Origin of the sequence: Pseudanabaena sp. PCC 7367 (assembly GCF_000317065.1) — a bacterium.
GTDB classification, from domain to species: domain Bacteria; phylum Cyanobacteriota; class Cyanobacteriia; order Pseudanabaenales; family Pseudanabaenaceae; genus Thalassoporum; species Thalassoporum mexicanum.
Genome location: NC_019701.1, coordinates 2,306,319 through 2,326,277, shown reverse-complemented (window position 1 = coordinate 2,326,277; position 19,959 = coordinate 2,306,319). Strand labels below are relative to the sequence as shown.

General features: G+C 46.4%; 17 protein-coding genes and 1 tRNA gene. 10 read left to right on the top strand and 8 right to left on the bottom strand.

The annotated features are described in order from the left end of the window. Positions 1-31 precede the first annotated feature (31 nt). Together PSE7367_RS09210 and PSE7367_RS09205 are read right to left on the bottom strand one after the other, a co-directional pair. Complete coding sequence (locus PSE7367_RS09210; RefSeq protein ID WP_015165093.1) at positions 32-349, bottom strand: DUF6825 family protein; 318 nt, start codon at positions 347-349, stop codon at positions 32-34. A 267-nt stretch (positions 350-616) separates the two neighbouring features. Next, positions 617-698, bottom strand: a tRNA-Leu gene (locus tag PSE7367_RS09205). A gap of 562 nt (positions 699-1,260) precedes the next feature. On the opposite strand from PSE7367_RS09205, the gene PSE7367_RS09200 reads away from it, so the two are divergent. The 3 genes from PSE7367_RS09200 (at position 1,261) to PSE7367_RS09190 (ending at position 4,116) form a co-directional block, all read left to right on the top strand. Further along, a complete protein-coding gene (locus tag PSE7367_RS09200) occupies positions 1,261-2,016 on the top strand; it encodes a WecB/TagA/CpsF family glycosyltransferase (protein ID WP_015165092.1) in 756 nt (251 codons plus the stop codon). A gap of 179 nt (positions 2,017-2,195) precedes the next feature. Continuing rightward, complete coding sequence (gene ftsE / locus PSE7367_RS09195) at positions 2,196-2,951, top strand: cell division ATP-binding protein FtsE (RefSeq protein WP_015165091.1); 756 nt, start codon at positions 2,196-2,198, stop codon at positions 2,949-2,951. 181 nt (positions 2,952-3,132) lie between these two features. Beyond that, on the top strand, positions 3,133-4,116 hold the full coding sequence (locus tag PSE7367_RS09190) for a cell division protein FtsX (protein ID WP_015165090.1): 984 nt from the start codon (positions 3,133-3,135) through the stop codon (positions 4,114-4,116). Between the two features lie 237 nt (positions 4,117-4,353). Here PSE7367_RS09190 and plsY read toward each other — a convergent pair whose 3' ends face one another. The 3 genes from plsY to PSE7367_RS09175 all read right to left on the bottom strand — a co-directional run bounded on the left by plsY (position 4,354) and on the right by PSE7367_RS09175 (position 7,828). Further along, positions 4,354-5,070 (bottom strand): glycerol-3-phosphate 1-O-acyltransferase PlsY, encoded by a 717-nt coding sequence (gene plsY / locus PSE7367_RS09185; RefSeq protein WP_015165089.1) that lies wholly within the window; start codon positions 5,068-5,070, stop codon positions 4,354-4,356. Positions 5,071-5,194: 124 nt separating this feature from the next. Next, positions 5,195-7,201, bottom strand: a complete 2,007-nt coding sequence (locus PSE7367_RS09180) for a DUF3086 domain-containing protein (RefSeq protein WP_015165088.1) — start codon at positions 7,199-7,201, stop codon at positions 5,195-5,197. A 177-nt stretch (positions 7,202-7,378) separates the two neighbouring features. Further along, the gene (locus tag PSE7367_RS09175; protein ID WP_015165087.1) at positions 7,379-7,828 is read right to left on the bottom strand and encodes a hypothetical protein; all 450 of its coding nucleotides are present in this window, start codon (positions 7,826-7,828) and stop codon (positions 7,379-7,381) included. A 511-nt stretch (positions 7,829-8,339) separates the two neighbouring features. Here PSE7367_RS09175 and PSE7367_RS09170 point away from each other — a divergent pair. Together PSE7367_RS09170 and PSE7367_RS09165 are read left to right on the top strand one after the other, a co-directional pair. Next, positions 8,340-8,471, top strand: coding sequence for a photosystem II reaction center protein K (locus PSE7367_RS09170; protein ID WP_015165085.1), 132 nt, complete (start codon positions 8,340-8,342; stop codon positions 8,469-8,471). Positions 8,472-8,716: 245 nt separating this feature from the next. Then, positions 8,717-8,977, top strand: coding sequence for a hypothetical protein (locus tag PSE7367_RS09165; RefSeq protein ID WP_015165084.1), 261 nt, complete (start codon positions 8,717-8,719; stop codon positions 8,975-8,977). 96 nt (positions 8,978-9,073) lie between these two features. Here the strand turns inward: PSE7367_RS09165 and PSE7367_RS09160 are convergent, their stop codons facing one another. Continuing rightward, positions 9,074-9,451, bottom strand: coding sequence for a sll0565 family protein (locus tag PSE7367_RS09160; protein ID WP_015165083.1), 378 nt, complete (start codon positions 9,449-9,451; stop codon positions 9,074-9,076). Positions 9,452-9,485: 34 nt separating this feature from the next. On the opposite strand from PSE7367_RS09160, the gene mrdA reads away from it, so the two are divergent. The 5 genes from mrdA to PSE7367_RS09135 all read left to right on the top strand — a co-directional run bounded on the left by mrdA (position 9,486) and on the right by PSE7367_RS09135 (position 14,688). Further along, positions 9,486-11,345: a penicillin-binding protein 2 gene (gene mrdA, locus PSE7367_RS09155; protein WP_015165082.1), complete on the top strand. Its 1,860-nt coding sequence runs from the start codon at positions 9,486-9,488 to the stop codon at positions 11,343-11,345. A gap of 73 nt (positions 11,346-11,418) precedes the next feature. Beyond that, positions 11,419-12,108: a lipoyl(octanoyl) transferase LipB gene (gene lipB, locus PSE7367_RS09150; RefSeq protein ID WP_015165081.1), complete on the top strand. Its 690-nt coding sequence runs from the start codon at positions 11,419-11,421 to the stop codon at positions 12,106-12,108. 380 nt (positions 12,109-12,488) lie between these two features. After that, positions 12,489-13,046, top strand: coding sequence for a DUF1499 domain-containing protein (locus PSE7367_RS09145; RefSeq protein WP_015165080.1), 558 nt, complete (start codon positions 12,489-12,491; stop codon positions 13,044-13,046). Positions 13,047-13,546: 500 nt separating this feature from the next. Next, positions 13,547-13,825, top strand: a complete 279-nt coding sequence (clpS, locus tag PSE7367_RS09140; RefSeq protein ID WP_015165079.1) for an ATP-dependent Clp protease adapter ClpS — start codon at positions 13,547-13,549, stop codon at positions 13,823-13,825. Then, positions 13,774-14,688, top strand: a complete 915-nt coding sequence (locus tag PSE7367_RS09135) for a CPBP family intramembrane glutamic endopeptidase (protein WP_225882647.1) — start codon at positions 13,774-13,776, stop codon at positions 14,686-14,688. The genes clpS and PSE7367_RS09135 overlap by 52 nt, the downstream gene beginning before the upstream one ends. A 250-nt stretch (positions 14,689-14,938) precedes the next feature. Here PSE7367_RS09135 and PSE7367_RS09130 read toward each other — a convergent pair whose 3' ends face one another. After that, positions 14,939-16,267 carry a M16 family metallopeptidase gene (locus PSE7367_RS09130; protein WP_015165077.1) on the bottom strand — a complete coding sequence of 443 codons (1,329 nt, stop codon included), beginning with the start codon at positions 16,265-16,267 and terminating at the stop codon, positions 14,939-14,941. 359 nt (positions 16,268-16,626) lie between these two features. Continuing rightward, positions 16,627-18,744 carry an Rne/Rng family ribonuclease gene (locus PSE7367_RS09125; protein ID WP_015165076.1) on the bottom strand — a complete coding sequence of 706 codons (2,118 nt, stop codon included), beginning with the start codon at positions 18,742-18,744 and terminating at the stop codon, positions 16,627-16,629. Positions 18,745-19,959 lie beyond the last annotated feature (1,215 nt).

The window sequence follows — 19,959 nt, the reverse complement described above, 5'->3', positions numbered from 1 at the left end:
AATGCTCAACTACTTAACAAACCTTTACATTCTACTGTGAAATACCGTTTTGCTCTCGGTATTGCTGCAATTCAGACTTGAGGTGAGCCACTTCAGCGCGCAGATTATCAATTAGTTCTTGCAAATCCGCAGAGCTGTAGCCAGTGCCATAGGTGGCAGCAGCAGTGGTTTCCACCCTGACCGTTTTTGACATTACCGCTTCGGTAAAGTTGCGAAAATCTTCACGCCGTTCCGCGTCAAATTTGCCAACGGCACTGAGAAAGTCAGTTAGGGTATCTTCTAGCCGATCGACGATCGCTTCGGCGGTGGCTCTTCCTACAAAAAAAGCATGGGTAACTGGCTTGCTCATACTTACTATATTTAACCTATATTTAACCTTAACTTTTTGTTTTTAATCTCTACTTGCTATTTCTTGAATTTAGGCAGTTAGGCACGATCGCACTCATGATTGTAAGAACTCACGATCGACACGCGAACTATATATAACTTAACCTAAACCAATCGAGATCTGGTCAGTATTTAGCAGTATTTTTAAAATTAGATTTGTGCTGGATCTATAGCGCCAAAATACCCAGCAGGATCTCATCAATCCGATGAATGCTGAACTAAAACTAAATGCGGTCAGAGAGACTCGAACTCTCACGGCCGAAGCCACCACCCCCTCAAGATGGCGTGTCTACCAATTCCACCATGACCGCAGGATTTAATTTATTTATTATTTACTAAAGCAGCAACACAAACTAAAAATAATAATAAGCCAACTACCTATTCAAAAGCGCCAGCCCAAATTTTTAAGCGATCAATATTCTACAGTATTTATTACTTTGCGATCGCATCTACTTCAATTACTTCAAAGTTAAAGAAAGAAGCATACCTCTAAATATTGCCCTGATCATACATAGAGGTTATTTAAAATCCTTTTTCGATCGCCTCTTGGAGACTTAATCTGCCTTACTGCCAGAATGCGCCACCAAAACCGCTGGAGTAGGCATAATTATTAAAGTTTATGGCTCAAAGTATCTTCAAAACTGGTCGATCGCCCCGCTCTCGGCTAAATGACGCTTGCGATCGCTGAATTGGTCTGGCAAATTTTAGATTATCAAGTGGGTCAAAGCTGGTTTAGATCGGGTAAAGTTAGCCAGGCATGATTAGATATTGATTTGGTGGTTTAAATTATGGCCTTAAAGTTAATTTAATCAAGCTATTTGTTTTGCATAGTGATAAATTTCCCGGATTAGTTTGGGTGGGCAGGGTTTAGCAATGGAATCGCAAAAGCTGCTGGTGCTGGGCGTACCAGTGGATCTACAAGATGATTATGGCGGATTGGCCAAACGACGAGTGAGCGATCGCCAGGGGGCTCACATTGTCACCTTGAATGCAGAAATGGCGATCCAGGCACAGCAAGATCCCAAACTAGCTCAGTTAATTACTAACGCAGAATTAGTGATCCCCGATGGTGCAGGTATTGTTTTGTATGGTCGCGCCCGTGGCAAAGAGATCCAGCGTTGTCCTGGAATCGAACTGGCGGAGGAGTTAATCCAAGCCGCGATCGAGCATCAATGGCGCGTTTTCCTGATTGGTGGCGCACCGGATGTGATCGAGGCAGTGTTACAAAACTGGCAGGCTAAATTTGCTGGTGATGGGAAAGAGTTGCCGATCGCTGGTTATCATCATGGCTACTTTGATGCCGAGCAGGAGCAGCTTATTTGTGCGCAAATTAAACAAACTCAACCGGATTTAATTCTGGTCGGGTTGGGAGTACCGCGTCAGGAGTTCTGGATTCAATCCCAGCGGCGGCTTTGCCCCAACGCCACCTGGATCGGGGTGGGGGGCAGCTTCGACATCTGGTCTGGCCGCAAAGAACGGGCTCCTGCCTGGCTGCGGAATAATCACCTAGAGTGGGTCTATCGCCTTTACAAAGAACCCTGGCGCTGGCGGCGAATGTTGGCATTACCCTATTTTGTTTGGAGTGCCGTTGTATACTCTCTGCAACAAATGCTGAAGCGATCGCCCTAGTTGGCTGATTCAATTTATTAGACGATAGATAACGAGCTGCTGCAAATACAAATTTATCTTAATCATATTAGTCATAATTCCAGCCATTCAGATTCAAAGATTCAAACCAAATTCAAGCTAAGAACTTCCCATAAGAGCCCAAATAAGAACTCAAGATAGAACACCTTAAAATTGCACCTATGCTAAAGCTGCCGATCGGAATCCGTAAAAAAGTCCCCCCCACCGCCAACCAGGAAATCCCCACCACCCCATCGGGTAAGGCGATTATTGTCAAGCTCGAAAACGTCAAGAAGGTATATAAAAATGGCGTATCTGGCTTGAATGGGATCAACCTGGAGATCGTCAAAGGCGATTTTATGTTTATTACTGGGCATTCTGGCTCCGGTAAGTCCACTTTGCTAAAGCTGCTCTATGGCGCAGAAAAGGCCAATTATGGCGAGGTGGTGGTCAATGGCGTGAATGTGACCGATCTGCGGGGTAATGATTTGGCCATGTTGCGGCGACGGATTGGGATTGTGTTCCAGGACTATAAGCTGGTGGCCAAGCGCACTGTTTCTGAAAATGTGGCGTTTGTATTGATGGCACAGGGCTTCCCACCCCATGAAATCCGCAAGCGCTTGCATCCTGCCCTGAGAATGGTGGGATTAACCGACAAGGCCGATTGCTTCCCCGATGAGCTGTCGGGCGGTGAACAACAGCGGGTTAGCATTGCCAGGGCGATCGTGAATACACCACCTTTGCTCCTGGCCGACGAGCCAACGGGTAACCTGGATGCGGAAAATGCCTGGCAGGTGATTAAAATCCTTAAAAAGCTAAATTCATTTGGTGTGACTATTTTGGTGACCACCCACGATGAACAATTGGTGCGAGCGGCTAATCACTCGGTTGCTCAGCTTAAGGATGGCTATATTTTTAATCTCAAATCACCGGCTTAATGTTGAGCTTGTTGAGGCTAAAGATCACTGATCGCGGTTAAATATTGGCAATATGAGGGTTTCAAGTTAATCTATCCAGCTAAAGCGATCTCGAAAATAATTGCCGCGATCGCCCCATCTGCAAGCTCCAGCAATCAATTAGACTTCATTGACTTAAATTAATTCGATTAGGTATCCGGCTATGTTTCTCGCCACTTTCCTAGCAACATTCTTCACCAGTTTTCTAAACAAGTTTTTAGGTATCTTCAAAGCCTTAACCAAAACGGACTACTTGCTGCGCGAGACTTTTTTGGGGATTCGGCGCGGCGGCTGGATGAACTGGGCAGCGGTTAGCACTGTGGCGGTATTGTTGTTTCTGTTTGGTGCTAGCTTACAGGTTTCCTGGCAACTGGATAATATCCTCGGCCAGATGGGATCGCAGCTAGAAATATCGGTTTACCTGGTGGAAGGCACGAGCCCCGCCGAAATGGAACCTAGACTGCGCCTGGTGGATGGCGTGGCGGAGGTCAACCTGGTATCTAAAGAGCAAGCCTGGGAGAGCCTGTTGCAGGATCTGGGTCAAATTGAATTGGGTGAGGCTACACGACAATTGGGCGGTAATCCCCTGGTCGATGAATTTAAGGTTAGTGCCATCAGTAGCGATCGCGTGCCGGAAATTGCCGATCGTATCTCTGGTCTCAAGGGCGTAGATGAAGTTTGGTACACCAACGAAGTAGTCGAGCGTTTGGCTCAATTGCGGCAGGGGGTAAGCAGCATGAGTGTGGTGGCGGTGGCGACATTAACAATGGTAACGGTGGCCGTAATTACCACTACGATCCGCTTGATTATTTTGGCCAGAAGGCGCGAAATTGAAATCATGCAACTGGTGGGCGCGACCAGCACCTGGATTTATTTCCCCTTTTTGTTGCAGGGTGTGGCGTTTGGGATTGTGGGGGCAGCGATCGCCTATTTGATGCTATCGGTGATGCTGAGCTTTGTAGGTGGGATCGCAGTGAATCAACCAGAGCTAATTCAATCGCTGACGGCGGGGTTGCTCAACGACTATCGGGTTAAGTTTTTGCTGCCGATCGTATTGATCGGGTTTGGGGTGTTTGTGGGGGTGCTGGGTAGCTCGCTGGCAGTGCGGCGATTGTCGGAGGATACTGCCTATGGCTATGCGGATTAGCTTTGGTTAGACCAGATTGCATGGCGATAGAGCAGCAAAGATTTTTTACTAGATAATCTCAAATTCAGTTAAATAGTTAACGAATAAAAGCGATTGTGATTATTGCCGCGATCGCATTTTTTTATGATTGAGCAATGGGGTTTGACCTAGCTCTTAATTACTTTTAAGTCAGCCTCAACCATATAGCTAAATATCACTATCCGTAACAGCAGACCTGAGTTAGAAACAACCCATTACTCAGCTAACCGAACCTGACTCCGGAGATGGTTGCTTAGTAGTAGAAGATGGGGGCTTAGATTTTTGCTTAGGTTGAGAATGATACTTCGCCTCACTCAAGCTCTCTTTATTCTCCTTGATCGATGGCTCAGTGCCCTTAAACAATCGCTCAATATTAGAACTGTGCCGCCAGATCACAAACGCCCCACTAACAGTCGCAAACAAAATATAGGCCAGGGGTGAACCAGTCACGATCATTAAAACTGGCGCAGCGATCGCCGCCAGGATCGAACTGAGCGAAATCGTTTTCCATAATGCCAAGGCTAAGCCCCAAACCAGGGCTGCGCCCAAGCCAACAATCCAATTCAAGGCCAGCAAAATCCCGAAGCCAGCGGCAACCGATTTACCACCCTTAAAGCCAATCCAGCAGGAACGGCTATGACCTACCAGCGCCATCAGGCCAGCCCCGACAATAAACCACTCTGCCCAGGGGGTGGGGGCTTGATATTGGGTGAGTACATATTGGGCGATCAAAATTGAGCCTGCGCCTTTGAGTAGATCGCCACAGAAAACAGTGATACCCGCCGACCTGCCCACACAACGCCAGACATTGGTCGCGCCTGTAGAACCGGAACCATGCTCACGGATATCAATCCCGGCGGATAGACCAACTAAATAGCCGATCGGGATTGAGCCAAGCAAATAGCCGAGCACCAACAAACCAAATTCAATCGCCATAACCGAAGCACCTACATTTGATCGCCACAACTAAACTGTATCAGGGATCACCAATCCCACGGCAATTTTCCCATGAATTGGCGATCTAGTTAATTGAGTTAGGGGCGATCGGGTTAGGGCTAGGTTAAAAATCCATAAAATCCCGGTAATAGTCCCGCGAGGCATAACTAGTTTTGGCTTCAGGATCGCGGCCAAAGGCCAGTAGCATCGGGAATCGCAACATATCAATAAATAAAAATTCCTCTGCCTCATCCACAATTACCATCGGCTTGAGGCCATCTTTGACCAGGCGATCGCCCTTGAACGTAAGCGGGTCAGGGTCTTCAAACAAAACCACCCCCCGATCGGGACCAAAGCTATCACGACTAATGCCCAGGCAATCTTGAAAACCACGTCGCCACTCACCCAAACGCTCTGGGGAGGTTGCCAAGACTAAAATCCTGACTCGATCGCCATAGATCGATCGCATGATCGACACTGCCGCTGCCGCCACCAGAATATTTTGCAATCTGGTGCCCATCGTCCGTACTGCACCGCGTCCCGCTTGCTCAAACAGCCAATTAGAAACCCGTTCGGCATGGGTCGCATCAAACGTACGGCGCAACTTCCACGGGGGGCCATAATAATCGGGCAGAGTGCGATATTGGGTGAGGATTTTTTCCACCTGCTGTCGATATTCACCAAAGCTCTGCTCGGCTAAGTCGGGTGGTTTGGGTGGTTCTTCGATCGGTGTTTGCTCAACAGTTACGGTGGGCTCTGGCGCAGGTGGAGCCAGGTTTAACTGCTCGGCGCTGGCCACGAGGTCTTGCAAACTACCCACCAGATAATCTTTAAACCCCTGTACCCTAACCGCAATGTCCTGGGAGGCACCCGCATAGGTGGTACGCATTTCCTTTTGCAATCGCTCCTGCTTGCGCTGCAGTACGCTCACCGAGGCTTGCAGTTCATTGCGCTTTTGCTCTAACTCTAAGACTTGCTCCGTGGCCAGGCGATCGATCGACGCTTGCAATTGGTCAAGTTGCGATTGGAGAATTTTCTGCTTTTGGCTTTTCAATCGCTCAATTTCCAGGCGTAGATTGCTCTCTTCCTGTTTGAGCTGGTTTAATGCATCGGTAGTGGCGGCAACTTGCTCTTGCTGGGCGTTTAATTCTTGATTAAGTTGATTCAGCTTCTCCTCAGCATCATTTCTATCTACATCTGCCTTATTTTTCGCATCTACATCAGCATCCAACCTTTCTGGTGCTGTTTGCTCTAGCTCGGTTGGCTCTGGGTTGGCGGTGTTGAGATCTTCGTTAACCGTTGGCAAATCCAAATCCTTAGTGTCAGCAGTATCAGCAGCAAATAAATCTGCCTCTAGATCAGCTTCAAAACTGGCATCTGGAGCATCATTAGCAGTATTTGCGGTATCTGGTATATCTGGATCAGCAAATTCCCGATCGAGATCAACATCTATACCCAACTTGCTCTCATTACTTTCAAGATCGATCGATTCAAGCGATTCAACTGACGGATCAGCCTGATTGACCCGATCGCTCTGATCGGTAAAAATATCATCAGCAGTCCCAGCATCGTCTGGAGCATCATTATTATCAGTAGCATCAGCAATTACATCTGATGCAATTACAGGCGCTTCTGGGTTCGTGTTAGCGATCGACATACCCACTCCTGGTAACGGATCGAGCAAAGCATAGAGATCGCCCGTCAGACTATCGGTATTATCCTTATTTACGGCCTCATTCACGACATCGGGATCATCCGCATCAGCTTGAGTTTGTCTAACAGCATCTTCCTGCTTAGACTCACTAGAATCGATCGTCCCAGATAGGTCGGAGTCAAAGAGATCTGATAGGTCTGATAGATCTGATAGGTCTGATAGATCTGAGCTATCTGAGTCATCTGCTTGACCTGAGACATTAGGCTGATTAGACAGATTAATTGTATTCTCCTCGGAATTCAGCTGGTCAGGAGCAACTTTCGACTCAGACTCACTAGGCTTAGCAGCATCAGAATCATTATTTTCAAAATCATCATGCAAATCTTGCCACAGATCTTCTGCCTCGAATTCAGAGAACTGATTGGCATTATCCGAATTATCCGAATCTTTGGCAGCAGGAAAGTTATCAGGGTTCATAGAGCAACGAGCTAACTTATGCGATCGATGCGATTAATCATAGCAAGTCCTAGCGATCGGCAATTCAGGGTAACCGATCCGATCGCTAATCATTTTTCCAGTTGATCATGCCCAACCAGAGAAATCAGCTATCAATCATATGGTGGCATAAAAATAAAACTGCCATAATTGCAAAAGCTAATAACGACGCACCTCGCCAGTAAAGCCAGATGCCTTAAACTGCTTTAGTTGTAATGGTTCAGCCTGCGAAGCCGGTACACTAATCATGATTTCAAACTCGCTTTTGCCCGGTGGCAACTCATCGATCGAACCCAGGCGACCGCGCTCCGGCATCACATTATTATTATTGGCATCATAAATGCGGCCAAATACATCCGCATTCAACACCATTTTGCCAGATGGATTGGTGGCAGTGCCATGCACCATATAGCAATTAGCTGCCATTACGCCACCACCAAGCACCATATTGCTCTTACCCTCACAGGGGCGATAGGAAAGCTTGGAAATTTTGATTTGGGTGAGTGCCCAGGCTGGCGCAGCAAAAGTCCAGGTGGCAGTCAGGCAAATACTAAGACAGATGGAAGTAAGAATAAGGATTTTAATTAGGGGGTTAAGAAGATTTTTCATATTTCTTGATTTCTAAACTCTTCAATTACTGAATCAATTAAACAAATTAAGCAAATTAAATTAATAAATTATAGATATAAATGCAATCTGCCTAGACCGATGAGATCAAGAATGTGATGCATATGCATAAACGCTTGCAAGAACTAGCTAAATATCATTCTCAATCAGATGCTACCCTGCAAATCGCCAAAATACTAAGTTCATATTTATATGGTTTATATATTGAAATACTAGCCACATACTAATGGCATATTTAGTAATTGCATATTTAGGGCGATCGCTAATTTTATTGATATTGCCTCATATTGTAAGCGCTGATCCAGGAACTAATCTTTACATATAGCCACATATAGCCACATATAGCCACATATAGCCAGATTCACGGCGGTCTGTACTAATCCACACTAATCCACGTTTGACAAAATTTAAGCAGAAGATCGCTACGATCGACTTTACGCCCTTATCTGCGTGTTAAAATTCGTATTAAATCTTAAAGGAGGTTTGTTTTTAGATGCACATGCTCGTAGCTACTTTGCCTGAGGCATATCGGTTCACCGAACCTTTGATCGATGTTTTGCCAGTAATCCCGATTTTCTTTTTGCTGTTGGCCTTTGTCTGGCAGGCGGCGATCGGTTTTAAATAAGCCTTACCTTAGGGCTCATCACCTAACTAACATATAAAATCTAAAAGCTTAGAAAACTATAGGTAATTTTGAGTGACTATTAATATTGCTCAAATTACTTAAATAGTACAGTCAAGCACTAATATAGCTTATTAAAAAACATACTTTATTTAGCTACCTTTAATGAGGGGATTGATCGCCCCTCATTAGTTTATTAAGGGGGTTAGTAAGGGCTTATATAAAAATTGAGAGGGTAAGCAAAATTGATGGAAAAGCTAGTTGAATGGCTAAATCGATTGTTAATTGCCGATTTATTTCTGGTGTTTGGGTTCTTTTTCTGGTTTGTGGCGGCAGTAGTTGCCGATAGCTTTGATCTTAATTTGGGCTTGGGGCTATGGCAAAGACTCTGGCAGCCAGTGATTCAGCCCGTGCTTGGGATCATGATGCTAGGGGCGATCGCCAGCGGCCTGATTGGCTGGGTCAAGAACAAGTTCTTTAAACCAGAGCAAAATCAAGGACTTAGCTAGTGCCCAATTATTAAATCTGGGATTAATTTTGGCTCTGAGCAATAGGTCTATGCTCCCAAAAGCTCAGGCTCACTCTACTAAACCAATATCTCTGATTTAAGCAGCACAACTTTTTAGCAACACTCCAACCAACACCCCCACTCCCGCAAATCTGACAATCTGCCAGAATGGTTCACGGAAGCTGCGCCAGGAAATAAACCGACTTGCCAGCTCCGTTTCGATCGATTCGATTTGTTTGCTCAACTCATCAACCTGTTGTTTTAGTTCTTCTTTGTCCCCAGAGCCCTGATCTAGCTCACCCTCCAATTTTTGCTGCTGCTTTTGCAATTCTGTTTTGGTATCCTGAGCAACCTTGACCTGTGCTAACTTTTGCTTGAGGTCTTGCAGCAGATACTCCGCCTGGCTAATTTGTACTTCCACTTCCTCCCAGGCATTGTTTTGTGGTTGCTCTGGGTTTGGTTTCGATGATGTCACTGATGATGGTCTCCCAAGATTTCTAGCAAGTGCTATGGCTATATCGACAAGAAAAAAAATAGTCACAACCCAGGGAACAGAGCGTTCTATCGGTCAGCGATCGCAAGCCATAGTTCTATTTTGCCTTAGTGCTTCGATTTTACTAGGCTTTCTGGGATCAAGATTAGCTTATTTACAACTCGTAGAGGGTGATCGTAATCGGGAGCTTGCCGATGAAAACAGAATTCGCCTGATTGCCAAAGCACCAGAACGGGGTCGGATTCTCGATCGCAATGGTAAATTGCTGGCCACCAGTCGGCTGGCTCACTCGCTCTATCTGTGGCCGATCGCCCAGCCAGAGGAAGAATGGCCCACCACGATCGCTAAACTGGCCGAAATTTTAGATGATATTACTGCCGAGGAAATTCGCCAAAAACTAGACCAAGAGGGCTACGACTCACCAAACTTGGTGCGGATCGCCACCGCCCTCAGCCCCCGCATTGTCACCCACATCACCGAGCATAACGGTGAATTACCCGGTGTTCAAATCAGCCCAGAGGCAGTGCGCTACTATCCCAATGGTGATATTGCTGCCCATGTGCTTGGTTACACTGGCGAAATTACCCCAGCCGAGTTAGAAAAATTTGCCGATCAATTCAGCGGTGACGAGAACGAGGATGGTAAATCCTACCGCTTGCAAGATGTGGTGGGTAAGTCGGGGATAGAGTCTGCCTTTGAAACCCAACTGCGCGGTGTTTGGGGTGGGCAACAGGTTGAAGTTGATGCGGTGGGCAAGGTGTTGCAGGTTCTGGGGCAAAAACCACCTCAGCCTGGTAATGCGGTCTATGTGACGATCGATCTGGAATTGCAAAAGGCCGCCGAGCTAGCCCTGGGCGATCTTAAGGGAGCGGTGGTGGCGATGAATCCCCAGAACGGTGAAATCCTGGCGATGGTCAGTCATCCTAACTTTGACCCGAATATTTTTTCTACCCGAATCAGTGAAAAAACCTGGGCGCAATTGCAGGCCAAAGAAAATCCCTTTGTAAACCGGGCACTTCGGGCATTCCCACCCGCCAGTACCTATAAAATTATTACCACCGCCGCCGCCCTCGAATCCGGTGGCTACTCCCCCAATGATTATCTCAATACCTTTGCTTATCTATCGGTGGGGGGGATTCAGTTTTGGGATCATAATAATGCTGGCTTTGGCGTGATTGGCTTTGCCGAAGCAATGGCCTACAGTAGCGATACATTTTTCTATCAGGTGGGGCGTAAGGTGGGCGTTGATGCGCTGGCGGAATGGTCACGCAAGTTTAGCTATGGCTCACGCACTGGGATTGAGCTAGTGGCTGAGGAATCCAAAGGCTTAGTCCCCGATCCAGCCTGGAAGGAAGAGGTAATCGGCGAGCAGTGGTATGTGGGTAATACAATCAATATGTCGATCGGCCAGGGCGATCTGCAAGCCAGTTTGTTGCAAGTAGCACTAATGACCGCAGTACCCGCCAATGGTGGCTATATGGTCAGACCCCATTTAAGACTCGACGATGTGGCAGCAAAAACCTGGCGTAAGTCGCTTGATCTCAAACCCTCAACGGTCGCTATATTGCAACAGGGGCTGAGGGATGTAATGACCTATGGCACTGGTCAGGGCTTGAATATTGACGATATTGTGGTGACTGCGGGTAAATCTGGTACGGCGGAAGACCCACCCAGGGAAAATCATGTTTGGTTTACGGTCTATGGCCCCTATGACAATCCCGAAATTTTGGTTGTGGCCTTTGGTGAGAACTCCGGTGGTGGTGGGAGTAGTATTGCTGGGCCGATCGCCATGCAGGTGATGAAAGCTTATTTCCAACCAGAGCAAGCCAAGCAGGAACAAGAAGAGGCCAAAAAGAACGCTGCGAGCACGCAATGATCGATCGGTAATAATCGATCGGCAATAAAAAATGCAGTAAAAGAATTGACAATCAAGGATCGGCAATAAAACTATGGCAACAACTAAGCGAACTTGCTACCTGATCCAAACCGATCGCCCAATCCAATACGATCGCGCCTGGGCAATCCAAAAGCAATTGGTTGAGGCACGCAAGCAAAATCCCGATCTACCCGACTTACTCTGGCTGCTGGAGCATGCACCGGTTTATACGCTGGGGCAGGGTTCTAGCCTGGATTTTCTTAAATTCAAGCCAGGTCAATCTAACCATGAGCTGCATCGCACCGAGCGCGGCGGCGAAGTGACCTACCATGCCCCTGGCCAGGTGGTTGGTTATCCAATTTTGAATTTGCGCAGGCATAAACCTGATCTGCACTGGTATTTGCGCCAACTTGAACAAGTGATGATTAATATGTTGGACAGTTTTGGTTTACAGGCACAACGCAAGCAGGGGCTAACTGGGGTTTGGATTGGCGATCGCAAAATTGCCCAGGTGGGGATTAAGGTAAGTCGCTGGATCACAATGCATGGGTTTGCCGTGAATGTGAACATGGATATGGCTGGCTTTGGTCAAATTGTCCCCTGCGGCATTAGTGACTATGGCTGTTGCAGCATGGCAGAGTTGGGGGTTGAGGCCACGATTGAAACCGTAAAAACCGCGATCGCCGCTAGTTTTGCCCAGAGCTTTGAGGTTGAACTGATCTCAAAGCCCCTCCCTAAGCTAGTCGAACTGGCTAATATCTAGCGATCGCCAGAAAACCCAACTTTTAATAGATAAACATTCGCGTTACCACTTGTTACCGTAGAAACGGTAGAAATAAATGCAATCTAAAATACCTAATGCATCTTCAAAAGACTTCTTTTGCATGAATACATCTAGATCAAAGCATTCAGATCGTTACTTGCACAACGTCTTGCTTGAAATAGCACTAACGCCATGGCATTTAGTTCTGGTTAGAGTATTTAAGAATATATTAAGAATATATTTATCGATCGCTTGGTTTGATTAATTGTTTTATTTCTTACTAATTAGTTAAGTAAATTAGGTTGCTGATTGTGAATCGCTTATCCAGATTTTTTAGATTTCCTCAAAAAACTCGCATCGATCGATCGAATAGCATCACAATGCTGCGATCGGGGATTTCGATTATTTCAGTGGCATGTTTATTATTATTTGCACCAATTGCGCCTAGCCTGGCCGCGATCGCTCCGCCCCTCAATCTCGCCCACAGTCCTATTACTCAGTTATCAGTCCCAATGGCATTATTCTCTTTTTCCGGCAGTCGTCCCAATTACCTCGGCATCGAAGACGGCAAGCTTAGTCCTTGTCCTGGCACGCCAAATTGTGTCTCTAGTCAAAGTGATGATGCTGAGCATGGAATTGCACCGCTGAAATACAACAATTCACCGGAACAGGCGATCGCCGAGTTAAAGCAAATTATCGGCAACATGAAGGGCACTGAAATTATTAGCGATCGGGCTGATTATCTCTATGTGGAGTTCACCAGCTCGCTGATGGGATTTGTGGATGATGTGGAGTTTTATATTAATCCCGAACAGAATGTGGTTGAGGTGCGATCGGCTTCGAGGTTGGGTGAATCAGACATGGGAGTCAATCGCAAGCGGGTGGAAGCTATTCGCGCTGAGTTGAATAAGTTAGAGGCCCAAGAAGCTCAGGCTTAATGCATAACTCATAAATCAAATGATATATATTTTTAAATCAGATGATATTTTCTCTGGCCTGGGTTCTGGCTGATGTCAGTTTAGATATGTTAGGCTTTGCTGGCTCTATAGATTGCTGATGTGAGCAAAATTCTGCTGGTTAAATTGCTACGTCAAAAAAGCTAAATCGTTTATCTCTATCGACAAATTTAGCTACATTAATAATGTTTTTAAATGAGCTATGTATAATCTTATTAAGCATTATTAAGATATTGATCTCAATCAGCTTTTGGTGTAAAACCAATTGAGTCAACCAAAATTCTTTACTTGTGAGTGAATTTTCTAGTCGATCGAAACCATCTATGCATATCTATGCCTTGCGATCGGAAAATTAGTTCCACATTAAACTCACACAGGTTGGTGAAAGCAACTGACAATTGAATAATCGAGAATAATTAAGGCAGTTTTGATTGCCCACAAACAATATAGTAAACCCTTGTAATTTAGCCATAGGAGTAGGAATGTCAACCGAAACAATTCAAAAGACCAATACTGTCCGTAAAATAGCGCCAAGATACCGAGTTTTGCTCCACAATGACGATTTTAATTCGATGGAACATGTGGTGCAAAGCTTGATGACAGTGGTTAATGGTCTTACTCAACCCCAGGCGGTCGATATTATGATGGAAGCCCATACCAACGGCTGTGCATTGGTAATCACCTGCGTCCAGGAACATGCTGAGTTTTATTGCGAAGGGCTGAAAATGAAAGGCTTGACCAGCACGATCGAGCCAGAATAGTGATTATTCCCGATCGCCTCACCAATAAAATTGCAAATTTTGCGGCTCCAGCCCGACTAGGGCTGTTTTTGTTAACCCTGGCGATTGTGTGGTTGCCCTTTGGGGCGGTGCCTTTTTTGCTATTCCCTGAAAACGGCGACACTGCGGCACTGGTGTTGCTCTATATTTTTTTTGTGGCCTTGCTCTGGTTTTGGGGCAGTTGGATCAAAAAAGAACCGCGTCCCTATGCCCACTATGGTCTTGAATTTAGGCCGATCGCTGGGTTTGAATATGCCACTGGCCTAATTTTGGGTCTAGTTGGGGTAAGTTTGCTGTTTGGTGTGCAGACCTGGTGGGGTTGGTTTGCAATTAGTCCTGGTGCAAATTGGCAGGCGGCGATCTTACCGGGGGCGCTCACGGCGTTTGGGGTTGGCTTTGCCGAAGAACTATTATTTCGCGGTTGGCTCCTCACTGAGCTGGAACAGGATTATGGTCAGGGGCGATCGCTCATAGCGAGTAGCTTGATTTTTGCAGCGCTGCACTTTATCCGGCCGATCGAAGCAATTCTGGCTACCTGGGTACAGTTTCCTGGATTATTTTTGCTGGGGGCAGATTTTGTCTGGGCAAGGCGCACCTATCAAAATCGCGTCGGCCATGCGATGGGTTTGCACACCGGGTTTGTGTGGGGCTATTTTGTAATTGATGTTAGCGATCTACTTACCGCTACTGGGCAAGTGCCAGAATCAATTACAGGAATTGGTGGTAATCCGGTTGCTGGACTGATGGGGATCATTTTTTTAATCATCACCGGCCTATTTATCAAAGTCAGTTATCGGATCAGGATGGGTACGGCTAAATCTAAATCCCTTAAGGACTCTATTTAATTCGTTCAATTTACTCTTGGTAAATTCTGGGTTAGGGAAGACCTGGTTTTATGGAAATTTTTATGATCAAAAAATTTACTGAGACTCCCCTAGCATTGAATCATCTAGGGATAAAAATACTGTTAGCAAAAAATCAAACATATATCTGATATTAGTTTAATATTAGTTTAACCGATCGCTTGATCTTTAAATCATCCCTGCCAATGTCAATGCTGCTCTAATACTTAACTATGGCACTTATGGCACTCACTTATGGCACTACAGTCAAAATGCCACAGGCATCAGGATTCAGGTAGGTTTGCGCCGCTTGTTGTAATTGCTGCGCCGTAATTGTGCCAATAATTTGGGGATAACTAGAAGCCAGATCAAGCTGTCCCACCACCCGATGATAAAAGCCATACATGCCCGATCGCTGCTTGGGTGATTCATTACTGAACACAAACCGATTAGCCACTCGGGTGCGGATTTTAGCTAACTCCACTGGACTGACCAGTTCATCGTGCAAACGGGCGATGTGGGTACGGATTTCTTGCTCAACGATCGCCAGGTTCTCTGCAGCCAAATGCGCCACCACCCTAAAAGTGCCTTGCCATTGTTGGGCGGACTTACCAGCCGAGATGCGATTGACTAGTTTTTTATGCTCGCGTAAATCTTTAACCAAACGAGAGGTGCGACCACTACCCAAAATCTCCGCTAATACATAGAGGGCATAGGTTTGTTCGAGCTGTTGTAACCCAGGCACCCGCCAATTTAAAAGCAATCGCGCCTGTTGCAATTTAGGATCGATCACCTCTTGACGCACAATGCTGTTAAAAGGTAACTCGGCCTGCCAGGTCTTTTGCTTGGGTTGCATGGCATTGGCATTGTTACGATTAAGCCCTATCTCCGTTGAGTTATGGGGATTACGATCGCTAGCAAATCGATCGCCGATCGCCTGCACCACAGTCTCTAGCATCTGGCTCACGGATAAATTACCCACTACCACGATCGTCATATGCTCTGGGGTATACCAAAAACGGTGGAACTGTCGCATCTGGTCAGCACTCAGATCGGCTACCACCTCGGCGGGGCCCAGTACGGCGCGGCGATAGGGCAATTTTTCATAGACCATCTCCCTGGTATAGCGATGGATGCGGCGATTGACATTATCTTCACTGCGGCGAATTTCTTCGAGCACCACATCTCGCTCCCGCATAAACTCAGCATCGGGGATTTCGGCGTTGAGCACAAGATCCAAAAGGAGAGGTGCTAAATCAGTGAAGTTCTCTGGCGCGACGGTGATGTAATAGTTAGTATAATCCTGACTGGTGCTGGCATTGGTTCTACCGCCCCGCGCTTCGATCGCCGCCTCAAATTCCCCTACCCGTTGCCGCTGAGTCCCCTTAAAAATCATGTGCTCCAGGAAGTGAGCCATGCCATTGATGGCATCAGTTTCGATCGCTGAACCCACATCCAGCCAAACGGTTAAATTCACCGCATCGATCGGCACCTGCTGGGCAACCACAGTTACGCCATGGGCTAGGACATGGACAGAGGGCGGCTCAATTTGGGAGCGAGTTTCGATCGTGATAGCAGACATAGTTTTAGAGTTTTAGCCAGACTTGATTAAATTCTCTCTGGGGCACTAACTCACTATAGCCCAAGCATCAAGGTAGTGAGGTTAACCAAAAACTAAACCAATTTGATTAATTTGGTTAATTTGATTAACAGAAAATTGGCGATCTTGATAACCGCCTAACCGCCTAATCGCCTAATCCTCATAGCAAAAGCATTAAGACTTTTGCATAGTCCTACACCTGTAATCATATGTGACCCTGAGATCGAGACTGACTCAATTATCTTCTGCTAAGCAGCTTCACCTCTATCGCAATACCAAACTCTGATTGGAGTTCTGGGCTAAAAGCAGAAAATAAATCTCAGCTACTCACCATCACCTTACTATTTACTAGTAGAGGTGCGACGACGACGACGGGATGCCGCTGGGGATTGGATTGGTTGAGCATCAGAATTGCTTGCTTCGTCGGTGCTTTCTCCTGTCTGCATTTCGGTCTGGTTTTCTAGCTGGGGCTTAGCTTTACTTACCACCGCCGCCTCCACAGGGGCAGATTCAGCAGCATTAGAGCGATCGCTATCCTTCACATCCTTGATGGGAGCAGAATTTACAGTTTCTGGCGTATTCCGTTTACTGTTGCTAGCGCTACTCCGTCGTCGCTTGCCACCAGAGTTACTGCCAGAATTACCATTGCCGTTGCTAGCAGCTTTCTGCTGGTCTTGGGTTTCTTTGACCTGTTGCGCCATACCGGGCAAAGCCACCATCACCATGGCATTGCGGACATCTTTGGCCGAATCATCCAATAGCACTACAGGTGAAATACCCATATGAGCATAGATTTCCTGCTCTTCGACTGTCATTTCCACCACGATCGGCTCTGTTTTTTTCTGCTCCTGCTTTGACTTACTGGCGCTAGACTCACTCTTACTTACATTACTTAAACGGGTGGTCTGGGGTTCAGGACTGTCGTTATTAGGATTACTGCTAACCACCACAGGCTTATCGTTATTCTTGCTGGGCGCAGGAATTACCTTATTCGATTGCTCCCGATCTCGATCCCGATTAGACGAGCTACTACTCGATTTGTCGCTATCCTTGCTCGATCGCCGTCTGCGTCTGGAGCCGCCATTACCGCGTGCCTCTTGATAGCTGGGGTGGCTGACTAAGTTAGCCTCAGTACCACCACCTAGACCTCGGTCACGATCGCCCAAATCCAGTTGAATGGTTTTATCCAGGCGCGGGATAGTCTCGGCTGGCTGCAGGGTTTTCTCACCCGGTAAGTGTGCCAGCAGCCCCAGACCACTACAGGTGGGACAGGAATGACCAAATAATTCATAAATACTTTGTCCCTGGCGTTTACGGGTCAACTCCACCAGACCCAGCTCAGTTAATTGGGCGATCTGAGGCCGGGATTTATCCGCATGGATCGCTTTATTAAAGGCTTCCAACAGTTGGATTTGATCCTTGCGCGAATCCATGTCAATGAAGTCCACAATAATCACCCCAGCAATATTGCGCAATCGCATCTGGCGGGCGATCTCTTCTGCCGCTTCGCAGTTCGTCCACAGCACTGTTTCCCGTGAGGTTTGCGATCGGGTAAACGAGCCAGAGTTTACGTCAATGACGGTCAAGGCTTCGGTGGGTTCGATAATAATATAGCCACCGGAGGGCAGATCGACTCTGGGTCGAAGCGCTTCACGGATCGCCGCATTAACCCGGAAAAACTCCAAGATCGGCGTGCTTTCGCGGTGATGATCGAGCGAAATCTGGTTGGGGATCTTGCCCTCTGACCAGTTGAGCAAATGCTGTTTTACCCGCTTGAGGCCATCGTTGGTGTCGGCCACAATTCGATTTACATCGTTGGTATAAAGATCGCGCAATACCTTTTGAATAAAGTCGCTGTCGCGGTTGAGTAGCCGTGGCGTACGCCCAGACGGAGCCTCCTGCTGAATTGTCTGCCACTGCCGTTGCAGGTTTTCTAAATCCTCAATGATCGCATCTTCGCTCACCCCTTCCGCTTCGGTACGCACCAGCAAACCCATGCCCGCCGGCTTGATCAAAATTGCCAGAGCCCGCAGCCGCGATCGCTCTCCTTCATTCCTAATCCGGCGCGAAAGATTAACACCTCGGCCATAGGGCATCAGCACCACATAGCGACCGGGCATCGAAATATTACCAGTCAGGCGCGGGCCTTTGTTACCGGTGGGCTCTTTCATGATCTGCACCAATACCCGCTGTTGGGGCGAGAGCAGATCGGAAATGGAGCCAGACGATCGCCTGACCCGCAGTGGGCCCAGGTCGGTGATATGAATAAAACCGTTGCGATCGCTCTCACCAATATTTACAAACGCGGCATCAATACTAGTGAGAATATTTTCCACCGCCCCCATGTAGATATCCCCAACCTGATGGGTGCCGGTGGCAACAACAATTTCTTCAATGCGATCCTCACTAAACACAGCAGCAATCCTATGCTGCTCGGCAATAATTATTTGCTTGGGCATCCAACTTCCTCAAATGCTTTCAAATGCTCTACGATCACGATCGAATAGCTCTAATATTTTTATAAATTTCTTTTTCTTTGCCCTGTTTTAAGCATCCACATCCTTTGGATACTTGCTTTCTGCTGATGTCTCTGAATGGCATGGCATTACGGATTTTGTTAAATGGGTTTTGGTGATTTGAGCGATCCAATCCAATTCAATCCAACCCAATCCAATCCAATTTAACCAGAACCATCTCCGTTCATTAATGCAGATAATGCTAGAGACAAGCCAACAATCCAACCGTTGTCTTCTTATTCCATTTAACGCCTCAACGCCTGACGATCGGCATCAATGCTATGTACACATCTGGTACAGCACTTAGCGATCGGTTAGCGATCGACTAAACAGATAAGCACAGAAACAACGCTAGAACAGCAAACCTAGTGATTGAATGCTTAGTTAAACTTAGTTAAAGCAATCCTAAATATATGGTTAGAAGCCATATTGCCAGCTACGCATAGCAAGCCTAACTAATCTCGGAATAGTGGCATATCAGTTTAACTATTATTAACTATTAGTTTAACGACAATGCTGCTAATTAGCCTTGGCTACTACTACTCAGCCCTAACCAATATGATCCAACCAAATCTTTAGTGTCTGCTTCCACTTCATTACGCTTGGTATTACCAGATCGCACGGCATGATCTGGCAACATGGCAGTTTAAAATCTGCCGCTTTATTGAATGCAAATTAATGCAAAGCCTATGTGCCAATCGCTTAATTCGCCTTACGGTCGCAGCAATTCATCGACAAAAATTTGTTAATAAAAAAACTTGGGTGAAATTTCTTAAGACCGTTGCAGCGCATAATGGGCACAAGTTAAGCTCAATTTTTCTATAAGTCTTAGCTTGGCTGTCAGTAGTCTAGCATAGACGTATCGCATTGGGGCGTTCTAAAGATAGAATTCTTTAGTATGAATAGACTGAGTGTGCTGAGTGTGAATATAGCAGTGGTAAATGAGCCTTGGGCAAAACTAAGGTTAGAGGCTAATTTAGACAACTTTGACTGAAGATATATGCAGGAAATAATACCTAGCTCAGGCAGATGTAAATTATGTCCCCATGATCAAAATCAAAGTAAATAATTACAACTCTTGCAAAAGTCAAATATGGCAACGATCGGATCACGATCTCAGCCTGATTTGAACATTTAGGCAAGAAGTCCATTAGCCCA

What these genes read in the sequence shown, in the direction of transcription:
- PSE7367_RS09210 (WP_015165093.1), bottom strand. Translation starts at nt 349, where the DNA reads ATGAGCAAGCCAGTTACCCATGCTTTTTTTGTAGGAAGAGCCACCGCC.
- PSE7367_RS09200 (WP_015165092.1), top strand. Translation starts at nt 1,261, where the DNA reads ATGGAATCGCAAAAGCTGCTGGTGCTGGGCGTACCAGTGGATCTACAA.
- ftsE (WP_015165091.1), top strand. Translation starts at nt 2,196, where the DNA reads ATGCTAAAGCTGCCGATCGGAATCCGTAAAAAAGTCCCCCCCACCGCC.
- PSE7367_RS09190 (WP_015165090.1), top strand. Translation starts at nt 3,133, where the DNA reads ATGTTTCTCGCCACTTTCCTAGCAACATTCTTCACCAGTTTTCTAAAC.
- plsY (WP_015165089.1), bottom strand. Translation starts at nt 5,070, where the DNA reads ATGGCGATTGAATTTGGTTTGTTGGTGCTCGGCTATTTGCTTGGCTCA.
- PSE7367_RS09180 (WP_015165088.1), bottom strand. Translation starts at nt 7,201, where the DNA reads ATGAACCCTGATAACTTTCCTGCTGCCAAAGATTCGGATAATTCGGAT.
- PSE7367_RS09175 (WP_015165087.1), bottom strand. Translation starts at nt 7,828, where the DNA reads ATGAAAAATCTTCTTAACCCCCTAATTAAAATCCTTATTCTTACTTCC.
- PSE7367_RS09170 (WP_015165085.1), top strand. Translation starts at nt 8,340, where the DNA reads ATGCACATGCTCGTAGCTACTTTGCCTGAGGCATATCGGTTCACCGAA.
- PSE7367_RS09165 (WP_015165084.1), top strand. Translation starts at nt 8,717, where the DNA reads ATGGAAAAGCTAGTTGAATGGCTAAATCGATTGTTAATTGCCGATTTA.
- mrdA (WP_015165082.1), top strand. Translation starts at nt 9,486, where the DNA reads ATGGCTATATCGACAAGAAAAAAAATAGTCACAACCCAGGGAACAGAG.
- lipB (WP_015165081.1), top strand. Translation starts at nt 11,419, where the DNA reads ATGGCAACAACTAAGCGAACTTGCTACCTGATCCAAACCGATCGCCCA.
- PSE7367_RS09145 (WP_015165080.1), top strand. Translation starts at nt 12,489, where the DNA reads ATGCTGCGATCGGGGATTTCGATTATTTCAGTGGCATGTTTATTATTA.
- clpS (WP_015165079.1), top strand. Translation starts at nt 13,547, where the DNA reads ATGTCAACCGAAACAATTCAAAAGACCAATACTGTCCGTAAAATAGCG.
- PSE7367_RS09130 (WP_015165077.1), bottom strand. Translation starts at nt 16,267, where the DNA reads ATGTCTGCTATCACGATCGAAACTCGCTCCCAAATTGAGCCGCCCTCT.
- PSE7367_RS09125 (WP_015165076.1), bottom strand. Translation starts at nt 18,744, where the DNA reads ATGCCCAAGCAAATAATTATTGCCGAGCAGCATAGGATTGCTGCTGTG.